The sequence below is a fragment of the Klenkia terrae genome (assembly GCF_900491935.1).
Taxonomy (GTDB): Bacteria; Actinomycetota; Actinomycetes; order Mycobacteriales; family Geodermatophilaceae; genus Klenkia; species Klenkia terrae.
Genome location: NZ_UEXK01000004.1, coordinates 4,583,185 through 4,600,163 on the forward strand (window position 1 = coordinate 4,583,185; position 16,979 = coordinate 4,600,163).

The following is a 16,979-nucleotide window of genomic DNA, read 5'->3' on the forward strand; positions in this document are numbered from 1 at the left end:
CACCCGGCGATTCCACAACTGCGGATTTCTGTCGGAGGAGTAAAAGTTGTAAAAGGGACCCCTCCCCCGCCGGTGCCCCCGGTGCCACCCGTGCCGCCGGTGCTGCCGCCGGGCGCCGTGGTCGTGGGCGCGGCGCCGGTGGTCGGGGTGACCGGCGGCGTGGTCACCGGGGTCGTCGTCACCGGGGTGCTCGTCACCGGGGTGGTCGAGGTCGGCCCGGCGGTGGTCGTGGGCGTCGTGGTCGCGCAGCCGGGCCGGGTGATCGTGTTGGTGTCCATCGTGACCGCCCCGTCCAGGGCCAGCAGCCGACCCGCGAAGGTCGCACCGGTGGTCGCCGAGATGCTGGCGGCGGCCAGGATGGTGCCCTGGAACGCCGTGCGCACGCCGATCGTCGCCGAGGTCTCCACCTGCCAGAACACGTTGCACGCCTGCACGCCGCCGGTGAGCACCACGCTGCTGTCGCTGCCGGTGATCAACGTGGACCCGGCCTGGAAGACGAACACGTCGTCGCCGTCGCCGGTGAGGGTGAGCTGACCGGTCAGGGCCATGGAGGAGCTGGTGTTGTAGACGCCGCCGGTCAGTGTGCCGCCCTGGAAGGTGGCCAGGTCCTGGGTGACGGCGATGGGCGGTTGCTGTCCCCGGGCGTTCGCGTAGGCCACCCGCAGGTCGTCCTTGACCTGCAGCATCGCGGCGGTGTCGTTCGTGCGGTCGGCGCCGGTCAGCACGAACGAGCCCTGCTGGTCGATCGCCGGGGTCGGGAACGTCCCGATGTCCCCGGTGATGGTGGTGACCCCGGTGTTGGTGATGCCGCTCCCGGCCAGCACGGCGAAGGAGTCGGCGGTGCCGAGCCCGATCGCCGTGGCTGCACGGGCCGGGGTGGCGGTGCCCAGGGTGCCGACGGCCACCAGCAGCACGGCGGCGGCCAGGCCGCCGGCGCCGGTGACCCAGCGGCCGCGGGTGGTCGGGGTGGGGTGGTCGAGGACCGACGTCACGTCGGCACTCCCGTCTCCGGCCCGCAGGGGCCGGGTGCGTCGTTCGCAGAAGACGACGCCGACGTGGATGCCGGGGCTCGAGGGACCTTCGTGACCCGACAGTGCGCCGTTGCGGGACCGACCGGTCCCCGATGCCATCAGGTCGCACCGTCGGTGGCTACCTCCCACCCGTCCGGGGCCCGGCGCCGTCCCGAGGTGACGCGGAGTGACCCATCCGGGTGGTCCGGGGCGATCCTGACGCGTCCTTGACGCCGTCCCGCACCGCACCGGGCCGCGGCGGGGTGATCATGGAGCGCATGGGTCGGGGCACGCTGCGCATCTACCTGGGCGCTGCGCCGGGTGTGGGGAAGACCTTCGCCGCGCTCGGCGAGGCGCACCGCCGGGCCGCGCGCGGCACCGACGTCGTCGTCGGGCTGGTGGAGACGCACGGCCGGGACGGCACGGGCCGCCAGCTCGAGGGCCTGGAGGTGCTGCCCCGCGCCGAGGTCACCCACCGCGGCGTCACGCTGTCGGAGTTCGACGTCGACGCCGCGCTGCTGCGCGCCCCCGAGCTGCTGGTGCTCGACGAGCTGGCGCACACCAACGCCCCCGGGTCGCGCAACCGGTACCGCTGGCAGGACGTCGAGGAGCTGGTCGCCGCCGGGATCAGCGTGCTCAGCACCATCAACGTGCAGCACCTGGCCAGCCTCACCGACGTCGTCGCCCAGATCACCGGGGTCACCCAGGGCGAAACGGTGCCCGACGAGGTGGTCCGCCGGGCCGACCAGGTCGAGCTGGTCGACATGTCGCCCGAGGCGCTGCGCCGCCGGCTGGCGCACGGCAACGTGTACCCGGCCGAGCGGGTGGACGCCGCGATGGGCAACTGGTTCCGGGTCGGCAACCTGACCGCGCTGCGCGAGCTGGCCCTGCTGTGGCTGGCCGACCGGGTGGACGAGGGCCTGCGCCGCTACCGCGCCGAGCACGACATCGACCACGTGTGGGAGACCCGCGAGCGCGTCGTCGTCGCCCTGACCGGCGGTCCCGAGGGCGAGACGCTGGTCCGCCGGGCCGCCCGGGTTGCCCGCCGCGGCGGGGACGGCGTCCTGCTGGCCGTGCACGTGCTGCGCTCGGACGGGCTGACCGGTGCCTCCCCCGCCGCGCTGCGCACCCAGCGGGCGCTGGTCGAGTCCCTCGGCGGCAGCTACCACCAGGTCGTCGGGGACGACGTGCCCGCGGCGCTGCTGGAGTTCGCCCGCGGCGTCGACGCCACCCAGCTCGTGCTGGGTACGTCCCGGCGGTCCCGCTGGGCGCGGGCGGTCCGCGGCGGGATCGGCGGCGAGGTGATCGCGGCCGGCGGCGAGATCGACGGGCACATGGTCACCCCCGGCGCCGCCGGGGCCCGGGGGCTGCAGCTGCCGCCGCTCACCGGCGCGCTCCCCGCGCGCCGCCGCTGGGCCGGGCTGGTGCTCGCGCTGGTCGGCGTCCCGACGGTGACCGCGGTCTGCCTGCTGCTGGGGTCGGCCTTGTCGCTGGCCAGCGTGCTGCTGGTCTTCCTGCTGCTGGTCGTGGCGGTCGCGCTGGTCGGCGGGCTGTACCCGGCGCTGGTCGCCGCGGTCGTCGGCGGGCTGGCCGAGAACTGGTTCTTCACCCAGCCGACCGGGCGGCTGACGGTCAGCCAGCTGGACGACGTGATCGCCCTCGGCGGATACCTGGTGGTCGCCGTGGCCGTGGCCACCGTGGTGGACCGGTCAGCCCGCCGGGCCACCGCGGCCGCCCGCTCGCGGGCGGAGACCGCGCTGCTGGCGTCCCTGTCCCGCTCGGTGCTGGCCGGCAACCGCGGGCTGCCCAGCCTGCTGGAGCAGGTGCGGGAGGCGTTCGGCCTGCAGGCGGTGAGCCTGGTCGAGGTGGGCACGGCCGACGACCCGTCCGGCGGCGCCGGCGTCGTCGCCGCCTGCGGGGAGGAGCAGGGCCCCACCGAGGACGTGCCGGTGACCGACACGCTGCGGATGCGGCTGTGCGGGCGGCCGCTGGCCCCCAACGACCGGCGGGTGCTGGTCGCGTTCGCCGAGCAGGCCGCCGTCGCGCTCAAGCAGGGCCGGCTCGCCGTGCAGGCGGCCGAGGCCGACCGGCTGGCCGCCGGCAACAGCATGCGGACGGCGCTGCTGGCCGCGGTCAGCCACGACCTGCGCACCCCGCTGGCCGGGATCAAGGCCGCGTCGTCGGCGCTGCGCTCGACCGAGCTGCGGCTCACCGAGGCCGACCGCGTCGAGCTGGTGGAGACCGTCGACGAGTCCGCCGACCGGCTGACCGCCCTGGTGGACAACCTGCTGGACATGAGCCGGCTGCAGGCCGGGGCGCTGACCCCGGTCACCGCCCCCGCGGACCTGCTCGGCGTGGTGCACCGCGCGCTGACCTGGGTGCCCGACCCGTCGGCCATCGCGGTGCACGCCCCCGACGACCTGCCCCCGGTGCTGGCCGACCCGGGGCTGCTGGAGCGGGTGGTGGCCAACCTGGCCGACAACGCCGCCCGGCACGCCCCCGGCAGCCCGGTGGTGATCTCGGCCGGGACCATCGCGGACCGGGTCGAGGTGCGGGTGGTCGACCGCGGCCCCGGGGTGGCCGCGCAGGACCGCCAGCGGGTGTTCGCGCCCTTCCAGCGGCTCGGCGACGCCCCCGCCGGCCAGGGCGTCGGCCTCGGGCTGGCCGTGGCCCGCGGCCTGACCGAGGCGATGGGCGGCACGCTGGACGTCGAGGACACCCCCGGCGGCGGGCTGACCATGGTGCTGTCGCTGCAGGTGGCCCGGACGCCGGGCCCGCGGCCGGCCGACGAGGAGGGGGTCCCGGACCTCCTCGCCGACCGTGCCGGGGACGGTCAGGTCCGCGGCCTCCGGTAGGCGGCCCGGGCCCAGAGCCAGCCCACGACCGCCAGGCCCACGCACCAGCCGACCGCCGTCCACGCGGTGCCGGCGCCGACCGGGGTGCCGGCCAGCAGCCCCCGCACGGTCTCGATGACCGGGGTGAAGGGCTGGTGCTCGGCGAACAGCCGCACCGGCGTCGGCATGGTGTCCACCGGGACGAAGCCGCTGCCGAAGAAGGGCAGCAGGACCAGCAGCATCGGGGTGTTGGACGCCGACTCCACCGACCTGGCCGCTGCACCCATCGCGACCGACAGCCAGGTCAGCGCCAGGCCGAAGAGCACGAAGAACCCGGTCATGGCGAGGAGGCCGAGCGCGTCGACGTCCGGGCGGTAGCCCAGCGCCACGGCGATCCCGAGGACGAGGGAGGCGGCGAGCAGCGTCTGGACGACGGCGGCGACCACGTGACCGCCGAGCACCGCGACCGGGGCGACCGGCGTCGTCCGCAGCCGGGTGACGATGCCGCCGGTCATGTCCATCGCCACGTTGATCGCCGTGGACTGGGCGACGCTGGTCGCGGTCATCACCAGGATGGCCGGGACGATGTAGGCCAGGTAGACCGCGCGCCCCTCCGCGCCCGGGGTGACGCCGGCGGCCACCCCGGCCCCGAAGGCGCCGCCGAAGACGTAGACGAACAGCAGCAGGAGCACCACCGGGGTGGCCACGATGATCGCGGTCAGCGAGGGGTACCGGAGCATCCGCAGCAGGCTGCGGCGGGTCATCGTGGTGAGGTCGCGGGGAGCGTTCCGGGTGACCGGCCGCGGCACGACGGCGGTGGCGGCGGCCATCACGCGGCGTCCGCGGACGGGACCGGGGCGGTCAGGGCGAGGAAGACGTCGTCCAGGGAGCCCGCGGCGTGCGCGGCCTTGAGCCCGGCCGGGGTGTCGTGGGCGACCAGGCGGCCCCCGTGCAGCACGCCGACGGCGTCGGCGAGCCGGTCGGCCTCGTCGAGGTACTGCGTGGTGAGCAGCACGCTCACCCCGTCGGCGACCAGTACGCGGACCTGGTCCCACAGGTCGTGCCGGGCGCGTGGGTCCAGGCCGGTGGTCGGCTCGTCGAGGAACACCACCCGGGGTCCGGCGACCAGCGTCATGGCCAGGTCGAGCTTGCGGGTGGTGCCGCCGGACAGCAGCTGGCCCCGTCGTCGGGCGACCTCGCCCAGGCCGAACCGCTCGACGAGCTCGGCCACCCGGCGGCGGCCCTCGGCGCGGGGCAGGTGGAACAGGTCGGCCATCAGGCGGAGGTTCTCGGTGACGGTGAGCAGCGGGTCGACCGCCGACAGCTGGCCGGTGACGCCGATCAGCCCGCGGACGGCCTGCGGGTCGGTGGCCACGTCGTGGCCGAGCACCCGGGCGGTGCCGCCGTCGGCGGCCAGCAGGGTGGCCAGGATCGACACCGTCGTGGTCTTGCCGGCCCCGTTGGGGCCGAGCAGTGCGGTGACGGTGCCCGCGGGGACCACCAGGTCCAGGCCGTCGAGCACGGTCTGGTCGCCAAAGCGCTTGTGCAGGCCGACGACCTCGATGGCCGGCGGGAGGGGTGGGACGGGCACGACTGCTCCTCACGAGCGTTGCCGGGGGGACCCCCGACGACGCCGGGAGCCTCAGATGTCGAGGTCCTCGACCTCGGGTGCGGTGGCGTGGACCTCCACCAGTGCGGCCAGATCGGCCGGCACGGCCTGCTGCAGCGCGGCGAACGTCTCGAAGACGTCCAGGGCCGCGGTCGCGGGGAGCTGCCCCCACTGCTGCTCGGGCGAGAAGTGCTTGCGCCAACCGGTCAGCTGGCCGTCGGCCCCGGCGGAGTGGACGTACTCCTCACCGCGGGCCAGGTGCACGGCGAACTTGCCGGTGCGGGTCCGGTAGACCCGGTAGTGCTCCTCCACCCCGCGGGTGGTGCGGTTCCAGTCGGCGAGCAGCACGCCCTGGAAGCGCTGCTTGCGCGCCGCACCGGGACCCACGCCCACGGTGACCTCCGCGAACCCCTCCAGACGCCCCTCCTCCACCTCGACCAGCCGGTGCAGTGCCCGGGAGATGGCCGCCGAGAGGTTGCCGCCCACGAGCTCCTGCGCGCGCTGGTAGACGGGCAGGTCGGCATCGGAGACGTAGATCGTCTTGTTCGGCACGGGGCCATCCTAGGCACGACCGAGCGCATACGCACACATATACGTAGACCGGAAGAGACCGCTCGGCGCGTTGCTCCTCCCCGGCACGCGGGGTCCCAGTTCAGAGCGGGCGGATGCGCTCCCGGCGCACGGCCGCCTCCGCCTCGTCCAGGTCTCCGCCGCGGGCGAGCACCTCGGCGCTGGCCGGCACCCCCCGGCTGTCGATCACCGAGCCCGCCCCGGTGCGCATCGGCACCACGGTCTCCTCCTCGGGATCCGGTCGGACGTCGGCCGCCTTGGGCGCGGCCCGCAGCGCGACGACCAGGCCGGCGACCAGAACCAGCAGGACCAGGGTCACCACGACGGCGGACACCGGGTGCGGCAGCCCCGTGGTCACCCAGTAGGACACGGCCGCGACGACGCCGGCCGCCGGCATGGTCACCACCCAGGCGATGGTGAGCCGGCCGAAGACCCGCCAGTGCACGGTCGCGCCGCGGTTGGTCGCCCCCACGCCGGTGATGGCCCCGGCCACGGTGTGCGTGGTCGACACCGGCGCACCCAGCGCGGTCGAGCCGAAGATGGCGATCGCGGCCGCCGTCTCCGCGGCGAACCCGCTGACCGGCCGCAGCTGGGTGATGTTCGAGCCCATCGTCCGCACGATCCGCCAGCCGCCCGACAGGGTGCCGGCGGCGATCGCGGCGTAGGCCACCAGGACCACCCACAGCGGGATGGGCAGCGTACCGTCCTCGCCCGCGGTCAGGTACCCGCCGCTGACCAGCAGCGCGGCGATCACGCCCATCGTCTTCTGCGCGTCGTTGCCGCCGTGCGCCAGCGACACCGCCGCCGAGGACGCCAGCTGCAGCACCCGGAACCGCTTCTCGGTCGCCGGCACGTCGGCCCGGCGCAGCGCCAGCCGCAGCAGCGTCATCGCCAGCCCGCCCAGCAGCAGCCCGGCGACCGGGCTGATGACGATGAACAGGGCGGTCTTCTCCACCGACCCGCCCTTGATGGCGGCCAGCCCGCCGGCGGCCAACCCGGCGCCGACCAGACCGCCCACCAAGGCGTGCGAGCTGGACGTCGGCAGGCCCAGGTGCCAGGAGGTGAAGTTCCAGACGATCGCCCCCAGCAGCGCGGAGAACACCACGGCCGGGCCGAAGTAGCTGCTGTCGACGGTCTGCCCCACGGTGTTGGCGACCGCCGTCCCCACGAAGAAGAACGCGACCAGGTTCCAGCCCGCCGCCCACAGCACCGCCCAGCGGGGGGCGAGCACCCGGGTGGCCACGACGGTGGCGATGGAGTTCGCCGCGTCGTGGAAGCCGTTGGTGTAGTCGAACAGCAGGGCCAGGGCGATCAGCCCGACCACCGTCCAGAGCGCGAGGTCCACGAGCGAAGGGTGCGCCGCGCAACCACCTCGAGGGCGTGCGCCGGGTGAACCCGCGGTGAAGAAACGGCGCCGGACCAGGTGACCACCTGGGATGGCTGTTGACCACACCGCTGCGCGACGCCCAGGCTGGCGCCGTGCCCACCACCCGCCGCCTCCCCGTCGGTGCGGTCGCGACGCTCGTGGCGGCCTGCGCCGCGGTGGCCGTGCTCGCGGCCGGTACCGCGCTCACCGCGTCCCCGACGGCGCCCGAGGACCTCGCCGTCTTGGTGTGGGTGCTGGGCTGGGTGCTCGTCGTCTGGACGGCGGTCGCGGTGGCCGCCGGGCTGGTGGGCCTGGTCCGCGCGGGCACGGCAGGACGACGGCCGGCGCGGGGACGGGTGGTCGCCGTGCTGGCCGCGACCGCCGTCCTGGCCGGCGGGGTCCTCGCCCACCCGGTCGCGGGCAGCGGCGGCGCCACGGCCCCGGCCGGCCAGGAGTCCCGCTGACGGGTCCGGCTGGCCGGAGCTGTCAGCCCGTCGGCCCGATGAGTCGGCGGGCGGTCACTACTCCGGGGTGCAGGGCGTGCAGGTCGGCCTCCAGCGCTTCGGCCGCGGCGGTCAGTCCGTCGGCGCCCAGCGGGTCGAGACCGTCGAGGACGAACACTGCGCGGGTCGTGGCGGGGGTGATTCGGGTGCGGACGCCCTGGCGCCAGTTCCACCGCCGGCAGGTGACCCCGGTGTCGTCCCGCCAGACCACCTCGCCGACCTCCGGGTGCTCGACCACGCTCTCCCCGCCGGCGGTGGTGTCGAACTCCTCGCTGCCGTCGGCGCGGACCAGGGCGGCGGGGCCCGCGTAGCGGTCCAGGTCCTCCCCGCCGATCGGCAGCAGGTGGCCGATCGAGATGGCGTTGTAGACGTCGGTGACCCGGTCGACCCGGGGCAGCCCGCCGTCCAGCCGGCGCAGCAGGGCCTCGACGCTGGGTCGCGTGCGCTGCGGCTTGGCACCGAAGGCGCGGTAGGCCTCCCGCCAGGCGGCCGGGTGCGGCAGCGCCTCGGGCGTCCCCTCCCCCACGACCTGCCGGGCGCGCTCCTCGGCAGCGGTCAGCAACCGGTCGCTGCCGTCGTCGGGCGGGCCGCCTCGCAGGCCCTCCGCGGTGAGCAGCAGGGCCCGGTAGTCCGGGCGCAGAGCGTGCACCGCGGGGTCGACCGACGCCGCGGCCAGCCAGTCAGCTGCGCTCTGCCCCACCCGGAGCACGCTAGTGCACCGCGACGCGTCGACGACGCGGAGAGGGACGAGGTCGGGCCTGGCCGACGCCGACCCGGTGCCCACCACGCAGGCGGGCTCGTGACCCCCCGCACGCAGGGACGACGGCGCGCGCTCTGCGATCATCGCCTCGGCCGCGCGGGATCCGGGCGACCGGGCTGAGGGGCGACGGGAGCCATGGACCGCGACGACACCGGCGACGGGCACGAGGCCCAGGCCCGCACCGAGGGCGTGCTCGAGGCGATGCCGTCGGGGTTCTTCTCCCTCGACGACCGGTGGCGGTTCACCTTCCTCAACAGCGCCGCCGAGCGCCTGCTCGGCCAGCCGCGGACGGCGTTGATCGGCCGCTCCATCTGGGCGTCGTTCCCGGACGCGGTCGGCTCACCGTTCGAGGAGGTCTACCGCTCGACGGTGGCCACCGGGGAACCGCAGACCTTCGAGGCGTACTACCCAGCTCCGCTGGACGCCTGGTACGACGTGCTGGCCTGGCCGACCCCCGAGGGCCTGGCGGTCTACTTCTCCGACATCACCGACCGGCGGCGGGCCCTGGCCGCCACCCAGCGGGCGGCCGCCCGGGCGGCCCTGACCGCGCAGGTCACCGACCGGTTGTCGGCCACCACCGACACCGCCGGCGCGGTCGCGGACCTCGCGCACCTGCTGGTGCCCACCCTGGCCGAGGGCGCCATCGTCACGCTGCTGGCCCCGGATGGCCGACCGCGGGACGTGAGCAGCTGGCACGTCGACCCCGGCCAGCGCTCGGCGCTGGCCGCCTACACCCGCACCCGGGTCGAGTCGATGCCGCTGACCTCCCCGCTGGCCCGGGTGCTGACCACCGGCACCGCGGTGCGCAGCACGGCCGACGAGGTCTCCGGCCTGCTGCCCGACGGCGCGGCGCGCGACCTGCTCCAGGTCATCGAAGCCAGCCACGCCGTCGTCCTGCCGATCCGCGGGCACGACCGGGTGCTCGGTGCACTCTCGCTGTTCTCCGGCGCAGGCCACCCCCTCGACGCCGAGGCCGAGGAGACCGCCCGGGACCTGGCCGGCCGGATGGGCCTGGCCCTGGACAACGCTCGCCTGGCGGCCGCGCAGAACCAGATCGCCGAGAGCCTCCAGCGCAGCCTGCTCACCGATCCCCCGGAGCCCGACCACGCCCACATCGTGGTGCGCTACGTGCCGGCGGCGGAGTCCGCCCGGGTGGGCGGGGACTGGTACGACGCGTTCCTGCAGTCCCGCGGGGCGACGATGCTGGTGATCGGCGACGTGGTGGGGCACGACGTCGCCGCCGCGGCCGCGATGGGCCAGCTGCGCGGTCTGCTGCGCGGGATCGCCACCTACTCCGACGCCGGGCCGGCGGAGGTCCTCCGCGGCCTGGACACCTCCATGCGGTTGCTGCAGCTCAGCACGCTGGCCACCGCCGTCGTCGCCCGGCTCGAGCAGACCGCCGAGGAGCACGACCGCGGGGTGACCCGCCTGGTGTGGTCCAACGCCGGCCACCCGCCGCCCCTGGTCATCCACCCCGACGGCACCCAGGCCGTGCTCGCCGGCTGGCGCGGGGAGCTGCTGCTGGGCGTGGACGAGCACACCCGGCGCACCGAGCAGACCATCACCCTCGACCGGGACAGCACGGTGCTCCTCTACAGCGACGGGCTGGTCGAGCGCCGGGACTCCACCCTGGACGGCGGCCTGGAGCGCCTGCAGCGCGCCGTCGCCGAGCTCGGCGACGTGACCCTGGACGAGCTGTGCGACGGGCTCGTCGACCGGCTGGTCGACGGGTACCCCGACGACGACGTCGCCCTGGTCGCCGTCCGCCTGTTCCGCCAGGACCAGCCCAGGCCGCCGGAGGCCGGGCCCAACGACGTCCCCGAGGGCGTGCCGCCCGACGTCGCCGGGACGTGAGCCGCGGCGGCTGGCATCCTGCTCCGGATGCGTCGGTCGGCGACCGACCACGAGACCGTGATCACCGGGCCCCGCACCGCGGTGGGCCCAGAGGGAGGACGAGGGTGCTGACCAGGAGAACGACCGGGTCCTCGGCACCCCCGCGGCCGGTCCCGGCGTCCGACGGCGCGGCGGCATGAAGAGCGCTCAGCCCTCGGTGTCCACCACCGGACTCCTCGGCGTCTGGACCCTGGCGACGGTCGCCGAGCTGCCGCAGGTGCGCGCCGAGCTCCGCCGGCAGCTGGCGGCCGGCACCGCGGACCCCGATGCCGCCGGCGAGCTCGTGATGCTCGCCGACGAGCTGGCCTCCAACGGGCTCCGGCACGGCAGCCCGCCGGTCCAGATGACCGTGTCCACCACGGCGACGGGCTGGCTGGTGATGGTCACCGACGGGGCCGGCACCCGCGCACCGGCCGAGGCCGTGGGCCGGGACCCCGCGCTGGGCGGCCTGGGTCTGCACATGGTCGCCGCGATGGGCGAGGACGGCGGGTGGTTCCCCGACCGCGGCCGCAAGACGGTCTGGGCGACCGTGTCGGCCTCGGCCGCCTGACCGGGCACGGGTCAGCGGTCGGCGACCTGCACCAGCACCATCCGGCGCAGGTCGGTCAGCCTCGCCTGCAGGAGTGCCGAGACGTCGGCGGCGGCGACCGGCGCGGCGGCTGACCCCGAGGCGAGGACCGCCCGCCGGTGCTCCGCGACGATCGTGCTCGCCTCGGCGATGGTCAGTGCGGCGCACCGGTCGGCCGCGGGGACCACCGCCGGGGAACCGTGCCGGGCGATGTGGGCGCTGATGGCCCGTTCGGCCTCGCGCTGCAGACCGCTCTCCCAGAGCAGCAACCCGGGCTCGCCCACCAGGTCCTCCAGCGACCGGCGCCGGCAGGCGTCCCCCAGACCGGCCAGGTGGCCGGCGACGACGTCGCTGACCGCCGCGATCAGCTCGGGCGCGGTCGTGTGCGCCTCCGGGTGGTCGGCCAGGTGCTGCGAGATCTCGGCCCAGGGGCAGCGCCCGTGGAAGAAGAGCTCCTCCTTGTGCGGGAAGTGGTTGAACACCGTCGTCGATGCGACGCCGGCCTCCCGGGCGATGACCAGCACCGGGGTCCGGGCGAAACCGCGCTGGGCGAACAGGCGCTGGGCGGCGTCGACGATCCGAGCGCGGTTGCGCAGCTGCACGTCGGAACGTCGGTCGCCGGGCCTGTGCACAGGCAGATGCTGACCCGAGCCCCCCGCCGTCGCCAAGTCGTCGCCTGCCACCACCCCGTGGCCGGGGCCCACGCCTACGGCGTGCGGCGCGGGTCCGCGCGGGGGCGCCACGGGTCCTCCTCGTGCGCCAGCCAGACCTCCCCGGGGTCCAGCGACCGGATGAGCCGCTGCCCCTCGGTGCGCGGTTCGTCGAGCTCCCCGGCGAACACCGCGGTGTCCCCGGCGATGACGCTCGGCCGCCCGCCGGTCTCGACCACGACCACCTGGGACCCGGCGGTGTGCCCCGGCGCCGGCACCAGCCGGATCCCCGGCAGCAGCTCGAGCTCACCGTCGACCGGTCGGTACTGCACGCCGGGGGCGTCGACCCACTCCCGGATCGTGTAGTCCTCCTGGTTCCGGGCGTCGTCGAGCTCCCGGCGCTGGACGTGGATCGGCCTGCCCCGGAACAGCCGGTTGCCGCCGCAGTGGTCGAAGTGCAGGTGCGTGTTCACGACGAGGTCGATGCCGGCGAGGTCGAACCCGGCCCGGCCGGACAGCGGGAACACCCGGGGATCCATGTCGGCAACCGCCGGGTGCAGCTCGGTCATGCCGGTGTCGACGAGCACGCGGCCCACGGGGTGGTGCACGACGTGGACGTACACCGGCATCCGCTCCCCCTCGACGAGGAGCTCGGCCACCAGCACGGGTTCGACGGTCACGGTCATGCAGCGCAGACCGGACCGCCGCCCCGAACTCATCGCCCCGGGGGGCGACCACGCCGTCGAGGTCCGCCGCGCCGCTCAGCTGATCTGCTCCACCAGCACCGCGTCGGCCGGGCTCACCCCGGCCGGCGGGGTGATGCCCAGGTCGGCGAGGTAGCGCAGCAGGAGCGGTCGGTCGAACCGGTCCTGGATGCGTCTGGCCCGGTACCGGTCCAGGTCCTCGAACGGCAGCGGTGCACCGGAGGCGTGCCAGGCCCAGCGGCCGTCCGTGGCCGTCGCCGAGAGGGTGCGCTGCAGCATCAGCGGTGGGGCGCCGTCCGGGCCGGACACCCACAGCTGGGTCGCGGCGTGGCCGGGCCCGTAGGACGGCAGGTGCTGGGCCACGACGTGCGGCACGCCCAGGCGCCGGGCGACCACCACCGCCGACGCGGTCGGATCACCGCCCCGCAGTCCGTCGTTCAGGTAGGCGGTCCACCGACCACCGGCCACCAGCAGCTCCCGACGCCACGGCGACCGGCCCGGCAGCACCTCGTCGAGCTCGCCCTCGGGCCCGTCGACGACCCGGGTCCGCTGCCCGAGGCCGCTCCGCCACCGCAGCAGGTCCTCGAGGACGACGTCCCGGGGCGCGGCGACGAACTGGACCGTGCAGCCGGCCGGGTACGCCGGACCGCCGAGCAACGAGGTCATCGGCCCAGCGGGCTCAGACGCCCTCCACCGGGGTGGACCGGGTGAGCCGCGGGGGTCCGTCCAGCAGCTGCCCGAGCTGCGAGGCGCCCTCGGGCGTCCGGCGCCAGGCCCGGTAGGCGTCGTCGTGCTCGAGGGACTCCCAGCGCTCGACCACCACCACGTGCGCCGGCTCGTCGACGTCGACCAGCACCTCGACGCCGAGGCAGCCGGGGAAGGCGCGGGTGGCCTCCAGCGTCGAGGAGATCAGACGGTGGGTCCCGTCGGCGTCGGCCACGGCGGCGGCGGACAGCGACAGCTCCAGCAGCGAGGTGACGGTCACCCGCCCAGCATCCCCCACCACGTCGTCACCGTGCCCGGTGCGGCGGATACACCGTAAACAATCTTGGTGAGAACTGTTTACGACCTAAAGCGTCGGGCACCGTCCACTTGTCCGCCCCGGGTTCAGTCACCAGCCCGCCACCGTCATCCGGTGGTTGCGGAAACCCCCCACCCGCTCGCGCACACCGGCCTCGTGACCGGTGCCTGTGGCGTACCCATGTTCAGGAGCACACGTGATCACCGAGCAGGACATCAACACCGTCATCGGCAGCACCGCGATCGACAACGACGGCGACAAGATCGGCTCCGTCTCCGAGGTCTACCTGGACGACCAGTCCGGGCGCCCGGAGTGGGCCACCGTGAAGACCGGCATGTTCGGCACCAAGGAGACCTTCATCCCGCTGGCCGACGCCCAGCTGGACGGGGAGTCCCTGCGCTTCCCCTACGACAAGGCCAAGGTCAAGGACGCCCCCACCATCGAGGCCGAGGGCCACCTGTCCCCCGCCGAGGAGACCGAGCTCTACCGCTACTACGGCATCGGCGAGGGCACCGCGGTCGACCGCGGCACCGAGACCACCACGACCGGCACCGCCGGCATCACCGCCCCCCGCACCGACCAGCGCGAGGACCAGCGCGAGGACCGTCGCGACGCCGTCGGCACCGTCGGCCACGACACCTCCGGCCCCACCACCGACGACGCCATGACCCGGTCGGAGGAGCGCCTGACCGTGGGCACCGAGGCCGTGGAGACCGGCCGGGCGCGGCTGCGCAAGCACGTGGTGACCGAGAACGTGACCCGCACCGTGCCGGTCTCCCACGAGGAGGTCCGGGTCGAGCGCGAGCCGATCACCGACGCCAACCGCGGCGACGCCCTCGACGGCCCGGCGCTGTCGGAGGAGGAGCACGAGGTGACGCTGCACGCCGAGCGCCCGGTGGTGGAGAAGGAGACCGTGCCGGTCGAGCGGGTGCGCCTGAGCACCGAGACCGTGACCGACCAGCAGACGGTGAACGAGCAGGTCGCGCACGAGGAGATCGAGCAGGTCGAGGGCGACGTCCGCCAGACCGGCCGCGACGCTCGCTGACCTCCCGGCGCCACGGGTGCCGCCGCGCAGCCGCGGCACCCGCATGACCACCTGGGGCCGGCCTCCCGGCCGGCCCCAGGTCGCACCACCCCGGACAGATGATCACCCCGTGCTCCCGAGCGCGCGGTCGAGCTACCGGCCCGCACACCCCACCCCACGCTCAGGAGAGCCATGTCTTCCATCGGTCAGTCGTTCAGGGATCTCCTGGACACCGTCATCCAGTTCGTCCCCAAGCTCGTCGGCTTCCTGCTGATCCTCGTGATCGGCTACTTCATCGCCAAGGCCCTGCAGAAGGTCATCGGCAAGGTGCTCGAGAAGGTCGGCTTCGACAACGCCGTCGAGCGCGGCGGCATCAAGAAGGCCCTGGCGAGGTCCCAGTACGACGCCTCCGACATCCTCGCCAAGATCGTGTTCTACGCCGTCATGCTCTTCGTGCTCTCCACGGCCTTCGGCGTCTTCGGCCAGAACCCGATCAGCGACTACCTGTCGGCGATCATCGGCTACCTGCCCAAGGTCTTCGTCGCCATCCTGATCCTGGTGATCGCCTCCGCGGTCGCCGCCGGCGTCAAGCTGCTCGTGCAGTCCGCCCTGGGTGGCCTGTCCTACGGCAAGGTGCTCGCCAACGTCGCCTCCACGGTCATCCTGGCCCTGGGCGTCATCGCCGCGCTGGACCAGCTGCAGATCGCCCAGAACGTCGTCAACGCCGTCCTGTACGCGTCCCTGGCCGCAGTCGTCGGCATCGCCGTGGTCGCCATCGGTGGTGGCGGCATCGCCCCGATGCGCCAGCGCTGGGAGACCGCGCTGGCCAAGGTCGAGGCCGAGGCCCCGGCCGCGAAGCGCGAGGCCCAGAACACCGGGTCGCCCGTGGACGCCGTCCGCGACGAGGCCCAGCGCTACACCAACTGATCCACCCGGTGGGGTGCGCCGGCGACGACCGCGGCGCACCCCACCGGCACCTCCCCCCACTCCCGGACCGGAGCAGACATGACCAGCGCATCCCCGGACCCGCACCGCCTGGACCCTGCCGACCCCGTCGAGCTGACCCGCTCCGAGGAACGGCTGGTCGTCACCACCGAGGCGGTGCCGGTGCGCCGGGCGGTGCTGCGCGTGGAGACCACCACCGAGGAGGTGATGGTCCCCGTCACCCTCACCCGGCAGCACGTCCGTCTCGAGTACGTCGACGTCGACCCGATCGATGCCGTCCCCGTGCCGACCGAGCAGCTGCTCGACGGCGCCGTCGGCGACTGGCTGGTCCTCACCGCCGACGAACCCGTGGTCGGCACCCGGCCGGTCCCGACCGAGCGCGTCCGCCTGGTCACCTCCTGGGTGAGCGCCGAGCAGCAGATCCAGGTCGAGCTGGCCCACGAGGACGTCTCCGTCGACACCACCGACCTCCCCCCGCAGACCACCGGTACCTCGACGGGGTGACCCGGCACGGTCTCGGCCGGTCGGCACAGCCGCTGCTGGGAGAGTGGTGCCCGGACCAGCAGACGAGGTCAGGGAGCACCAGGGCATGGGCGCAGGGCACGAGGACGGCACGACCGAGGGCGCCGGGGCCGAACCGGCCACCGACGTGCCGGTCGTGGACGCCGCCGTGGGGGCCCGCGACGTGGGGGCCACGGTCAGCGGGGGCATCACGCCCCCCGACCACCCCGACGACCCCGACCTACCGGAGAACCGCGGACGACGGCCCGCCGAGCGGTCACCGGGCGTGCAGTCGCTGGACGCGCGGGAGCCGCTGACCCGGGAGCGGATCGTCACCGCCGCGATCGACTTCATCGACACCCACGGCCTCCCCGCGCTGACCATGCGCCGCCTGGGGCAGCGGCTGGGCGTGGAGGCGATGGCCTTCTACCGGCACATCCCCAGCCGCGAGGACCTCCTGGACGCCGTCGTCGAGCACGTCGTCGACGAGCTCTACGCCGACGAGGACGTCTACCTCGAGCCGCGGCACGGGTGGCAGGACTACCTCAACCGGTTGGCGCACGGGGTGCGGCGGATCGCCCTGGCCCATCCCGCGCTCTTCCCACTGGTGGTCACCCGGCCGCCGGACGCGCCCTGGGTCCGCCCGCCGCTGCGCAGCCTGAAATGGGTGGCCTCCTTCCTGGAGGCGTTGCTGACCCACGGGTTCACGCGGGAGCAGGCGGTCGTCGCCTACCGGGCCTACACCAGCTTCCTGCTCGGCCACCTGCTGCTGGAGGTCGCCCAGCGCGGAGTGGCCATCAACGCCGTCGACGACCCCGACGGCGCACCCGACGGCGACCAGGCCGACGTGGGCACCGAGTTCCCGGTGCTCGTGGACCTGCAGGACCTGCTGTCCCTGGACGAGACGGTGACCGAGTTCGAGGAGTCCCTCGAGAGCCTCATCGCCCGCCTCGGCACGATGCTCACCACCCACGCTGGTCACCTCTAGCCGCTCTGCGGTCCCCCGGGGCGGGCGGTGCTG

General features: G+C 74.6%; 18 protein-coding genes. 8 read left to right on the top strand and 10 right to left on the bottom strand.

Annotated elements, in window-relative coordinates; genetic code table 11:
- Positions 1-992, bottom strand: a 992-nt coding sequence (locus tag LFA75_RS22740) for an ice-binding family protein (protein WP_225235851.1), incomplete at its 3' end; no start/stop codon positions are given.
- A gap of 245 nt (positions 993-1,237) precedes the next feature.
- On the opposite strand from LFA75_RS22740, the gene LFA75_RS22745 reads away from it, so the two are divergent.
- The gene (locus tag LFA75_RS22745; RefSeq protein ID WP_225235852.1) at positions 1,238-3,865 is read left to right on the top strand and encodes a sensor histidine kinase; all 2,628 of its coding nucleotides are present in this window, start codon (positions 1,238-1,240) and stop codon (positions 3,863-3,865) included.
- Here the strand turns inward: LFA75_RS22745 and LFA75_RS22750 are convergent.
- The 4 genes from LFA75_RS22750 to LFA75_RS22765 all read right to left on the bottom strand — a co-directional run bounded on the left by LFA75_RS22750 (position 3,844) and on the right by LFA75_RS22765 (position 7,368).
- Positions 3,844-4,674, bottom strand: a complete 831-nt coding sequence (locus LFA75_RS22750; RefSeq protein WP_225235853.1) for an ABC transporter permease — start codon at positions 4,672-4,674, stop codon at positions 3,844-3,846. The genes LFA75_RS22745 and LFA75_RS22750 overlap by 22 nt on opposite strands.
- Complete coding sequence (locus tag LFA75_RS22755; protein ID WP_225235854.1) at positions 4,674-5,435, bottom strand: ABC transporter ATP-binding protein; 762 nt, start codon at positions 5,433-5,435, stop codon at positions 4,674-4,676. Before LFA75_RS22755 ends, LFA75_RS22750 begins: the two co-directional genes overlap by 1 nt.
- Before the next feature lie 51 nt (positions 5,436-5,486).
- Entirely contained in the window at positions 5,487-6,005 is a 519-nt protein-coding gene (locus LFA75_RS22760) for an EXLDI protein (RefSeq protein WP_225235855.1), read from the bottom strand.
- A gap of 100 nt (positions 6,006-6,105) precedes the next feature.
- A complete protein-coding gene (locus tag LFA75_RS22765; RefSeq protein ID WP_225235856.1) occupies positions 6,106-7,368 on the bottom strand; it encodes an inorganic phosphate transporter in 1,263 nt (420 codons plus the stop codon).
- A 134-nt stretch (positions 7,369-7,502) separates the two neighbouring features.
- Between LFA75_RS22765 and LFA75_RS22770 the strand changes: the two genes are divergently transcribed.
- Positions 7,503-7,853 carry a hypothetical protein gene (locus LFA75_RS22770; protein ID WP_225235857.1) on the top strand — a complete coding sequence of 117 codons (351 nt, stop codon included), beginning with the start codon at positions 7,503-7,505 and terminating at the stop codon, positions 7,851-7,853.
- 22 nt (positions 7,854-7,875) lie between these two features.
- Here LFA75_RS22770 and LFA75_RS22775 read toward each other — a convergent pair whose 3' ends face one another.
- A complete protein-coding gene (locus LFA75_RS22775) occupies positions 7,876-8,592 on the bottom strand; it encodes a B3/B4 domain-containing protein (RefSeq protein ID WP_225235858.1) in 717 nt (238 codons plus the stop codon).
- Between the two features lie 195 nt (positions 8,593-8,787).
- On the opposite strand from LFA75_RS22775, the gene LFA75_RS22780 reads away from it, so the two are divergent.
- Together LFA75_RS22780 and LFA75_RS22785 are read left to right on the top strand one after the other, a co-directional pair.
- Positions 8,788-10,506: a SpoIIE family protein phosphatase gene (locus tag LFA75_RS22780; RefSeq protein ID WP_225235859.1), complete on the top strand. Its 1,719-nt coding sequence runs from the start codon at positions 8,788-8,790 to the stop codon at positions 10,504-10,506.
- Between the two features lie 175 nt (positions 10,507-10,681).
- On the top strand, positions 10,682-11,095 hold the full coding sequence (locus LFA75_RS22785; RefSeq protein WP_225235860.1) for an ATP-binding protein: 414 nt from the start codon (positions 10,682-10,684) through the stop codon (positions 11,093-11,095).
- Positions 11,096-11,106: 11 nt separating this feature from the next.
- Here LFA75_RS22785 and LFA75_RS22790 read toward each other — a convergent pair whose 3' ends face one another.
- From LFA75_RS22790 to LFA75_RS22805, 4 genes are all read right to left on the bottom strand, one after another.
- Positions 11,107-11,745 (bottom strand): TetR/AcrR family transcriptional regulator, encoded by a 639-nt coding sequence (locus LFA75_RS22790; protein ID WP_225235861.1) that lies wholly within the window; start codon positions 11,743-11,745, stop codon positions 11,107-11,109.
- Positions 11,746-11,819: 74 nt separating this feature from the next.
- Positions 11,820-12,449 carry an MBL fold metallo-hydrolase gene (locus LFA75_RS22795; protein WP_225235862.1) on the bottom strand — a complete coding sequence of 210 codons (630 nt, stop codon included), beginning with the start codon at positions 12,447-12,449 and terminating at the stop codon, positions 11,820-11,822.
- 75 nt (positions 12,450-12,524) lie between these two features.
- Entirely contained in the window at positions 12,525-13,133 is a 609-nt protein-coding gene (locus tag LFA75_RS22800) for a hypothetical protein (RefSeq protein WP_225235863.1), read from the bottom strand.
- A gap of 13 nt (positions 13,134-13,146) precedes the next feature.
- On the bottom strand, positions 13,147-13,452 hold the full coding sequence (locus LFA75_RS22805) for a putative quinol monooxygenase (protein WP_225235864.1): 306 nt from the start codon (positions 13,450-13,452) through the stop codon (positions 13,147-13,149).
- 232 nt (positions 13,453-13,684) lie between these two features.
- Here LFA75_RS22805 and LFA75_RS22810 point away from each other — a divergent pair, with 232 nt between their 5' ends.
- The 4 genes from LFA75_RS22810 (at position 13,685) to LFA75_RS22825 (ending at position 16,946) form a co-directional block, all read left to right on the top strand.
- Positions 13,685-14,533 (top strand): DUF2382 domain-containing protein, encoded by an 849-nt coding sequence (locus LFA75_RS22810; protein ID WP_225235865.1) that lies wholly within the window; start codon positions 13,685-13,687, stop codon positions 14,531-14,533.
- 171 nt (positions 14,534-14,704) lie between these two features.
- Positions 14,705-15,439, top strand: coding sequence for a mechanosensitive ion channel family protein (locus tag LFA75_RS22815; protein WP_225235866.1), 735 nt, complete (start codon positions 14,705-14,707; stop codon positions 15,437-15,439).
- A gap of 78 nt (positions 15,440-15,517) precedes the next feature.
- Positions 15,518-15,961 carry a YsnF/AvaK domain-containing protein gene (locus LFA75_RS22820; protein ID WP_225235867.1) on the top strand — a complete coding sequence of 148 codons (444 nt, stop codon included), beginning with the start codon at positions 15,518-15,520 and terminating at the stop codon, positions 15,959-15,961.
- 85 nt (positions 15,962-16,046) lie between these two features.
- The gene (locus LFA75_RS22825; RefSeq protein WP_225235868.1) at positions 16,047-16,946 is read left to right on the top strand and encodes a TetR/AcrR family transcriptional regulator; all 900 of its coding nucleotides are present in this window, start codon (positions 16,047-16,049) and stop codon (positions 16,944-16,946) included.
- Positions 16,947-16,979: the final 33 nt, after the last annotated feature.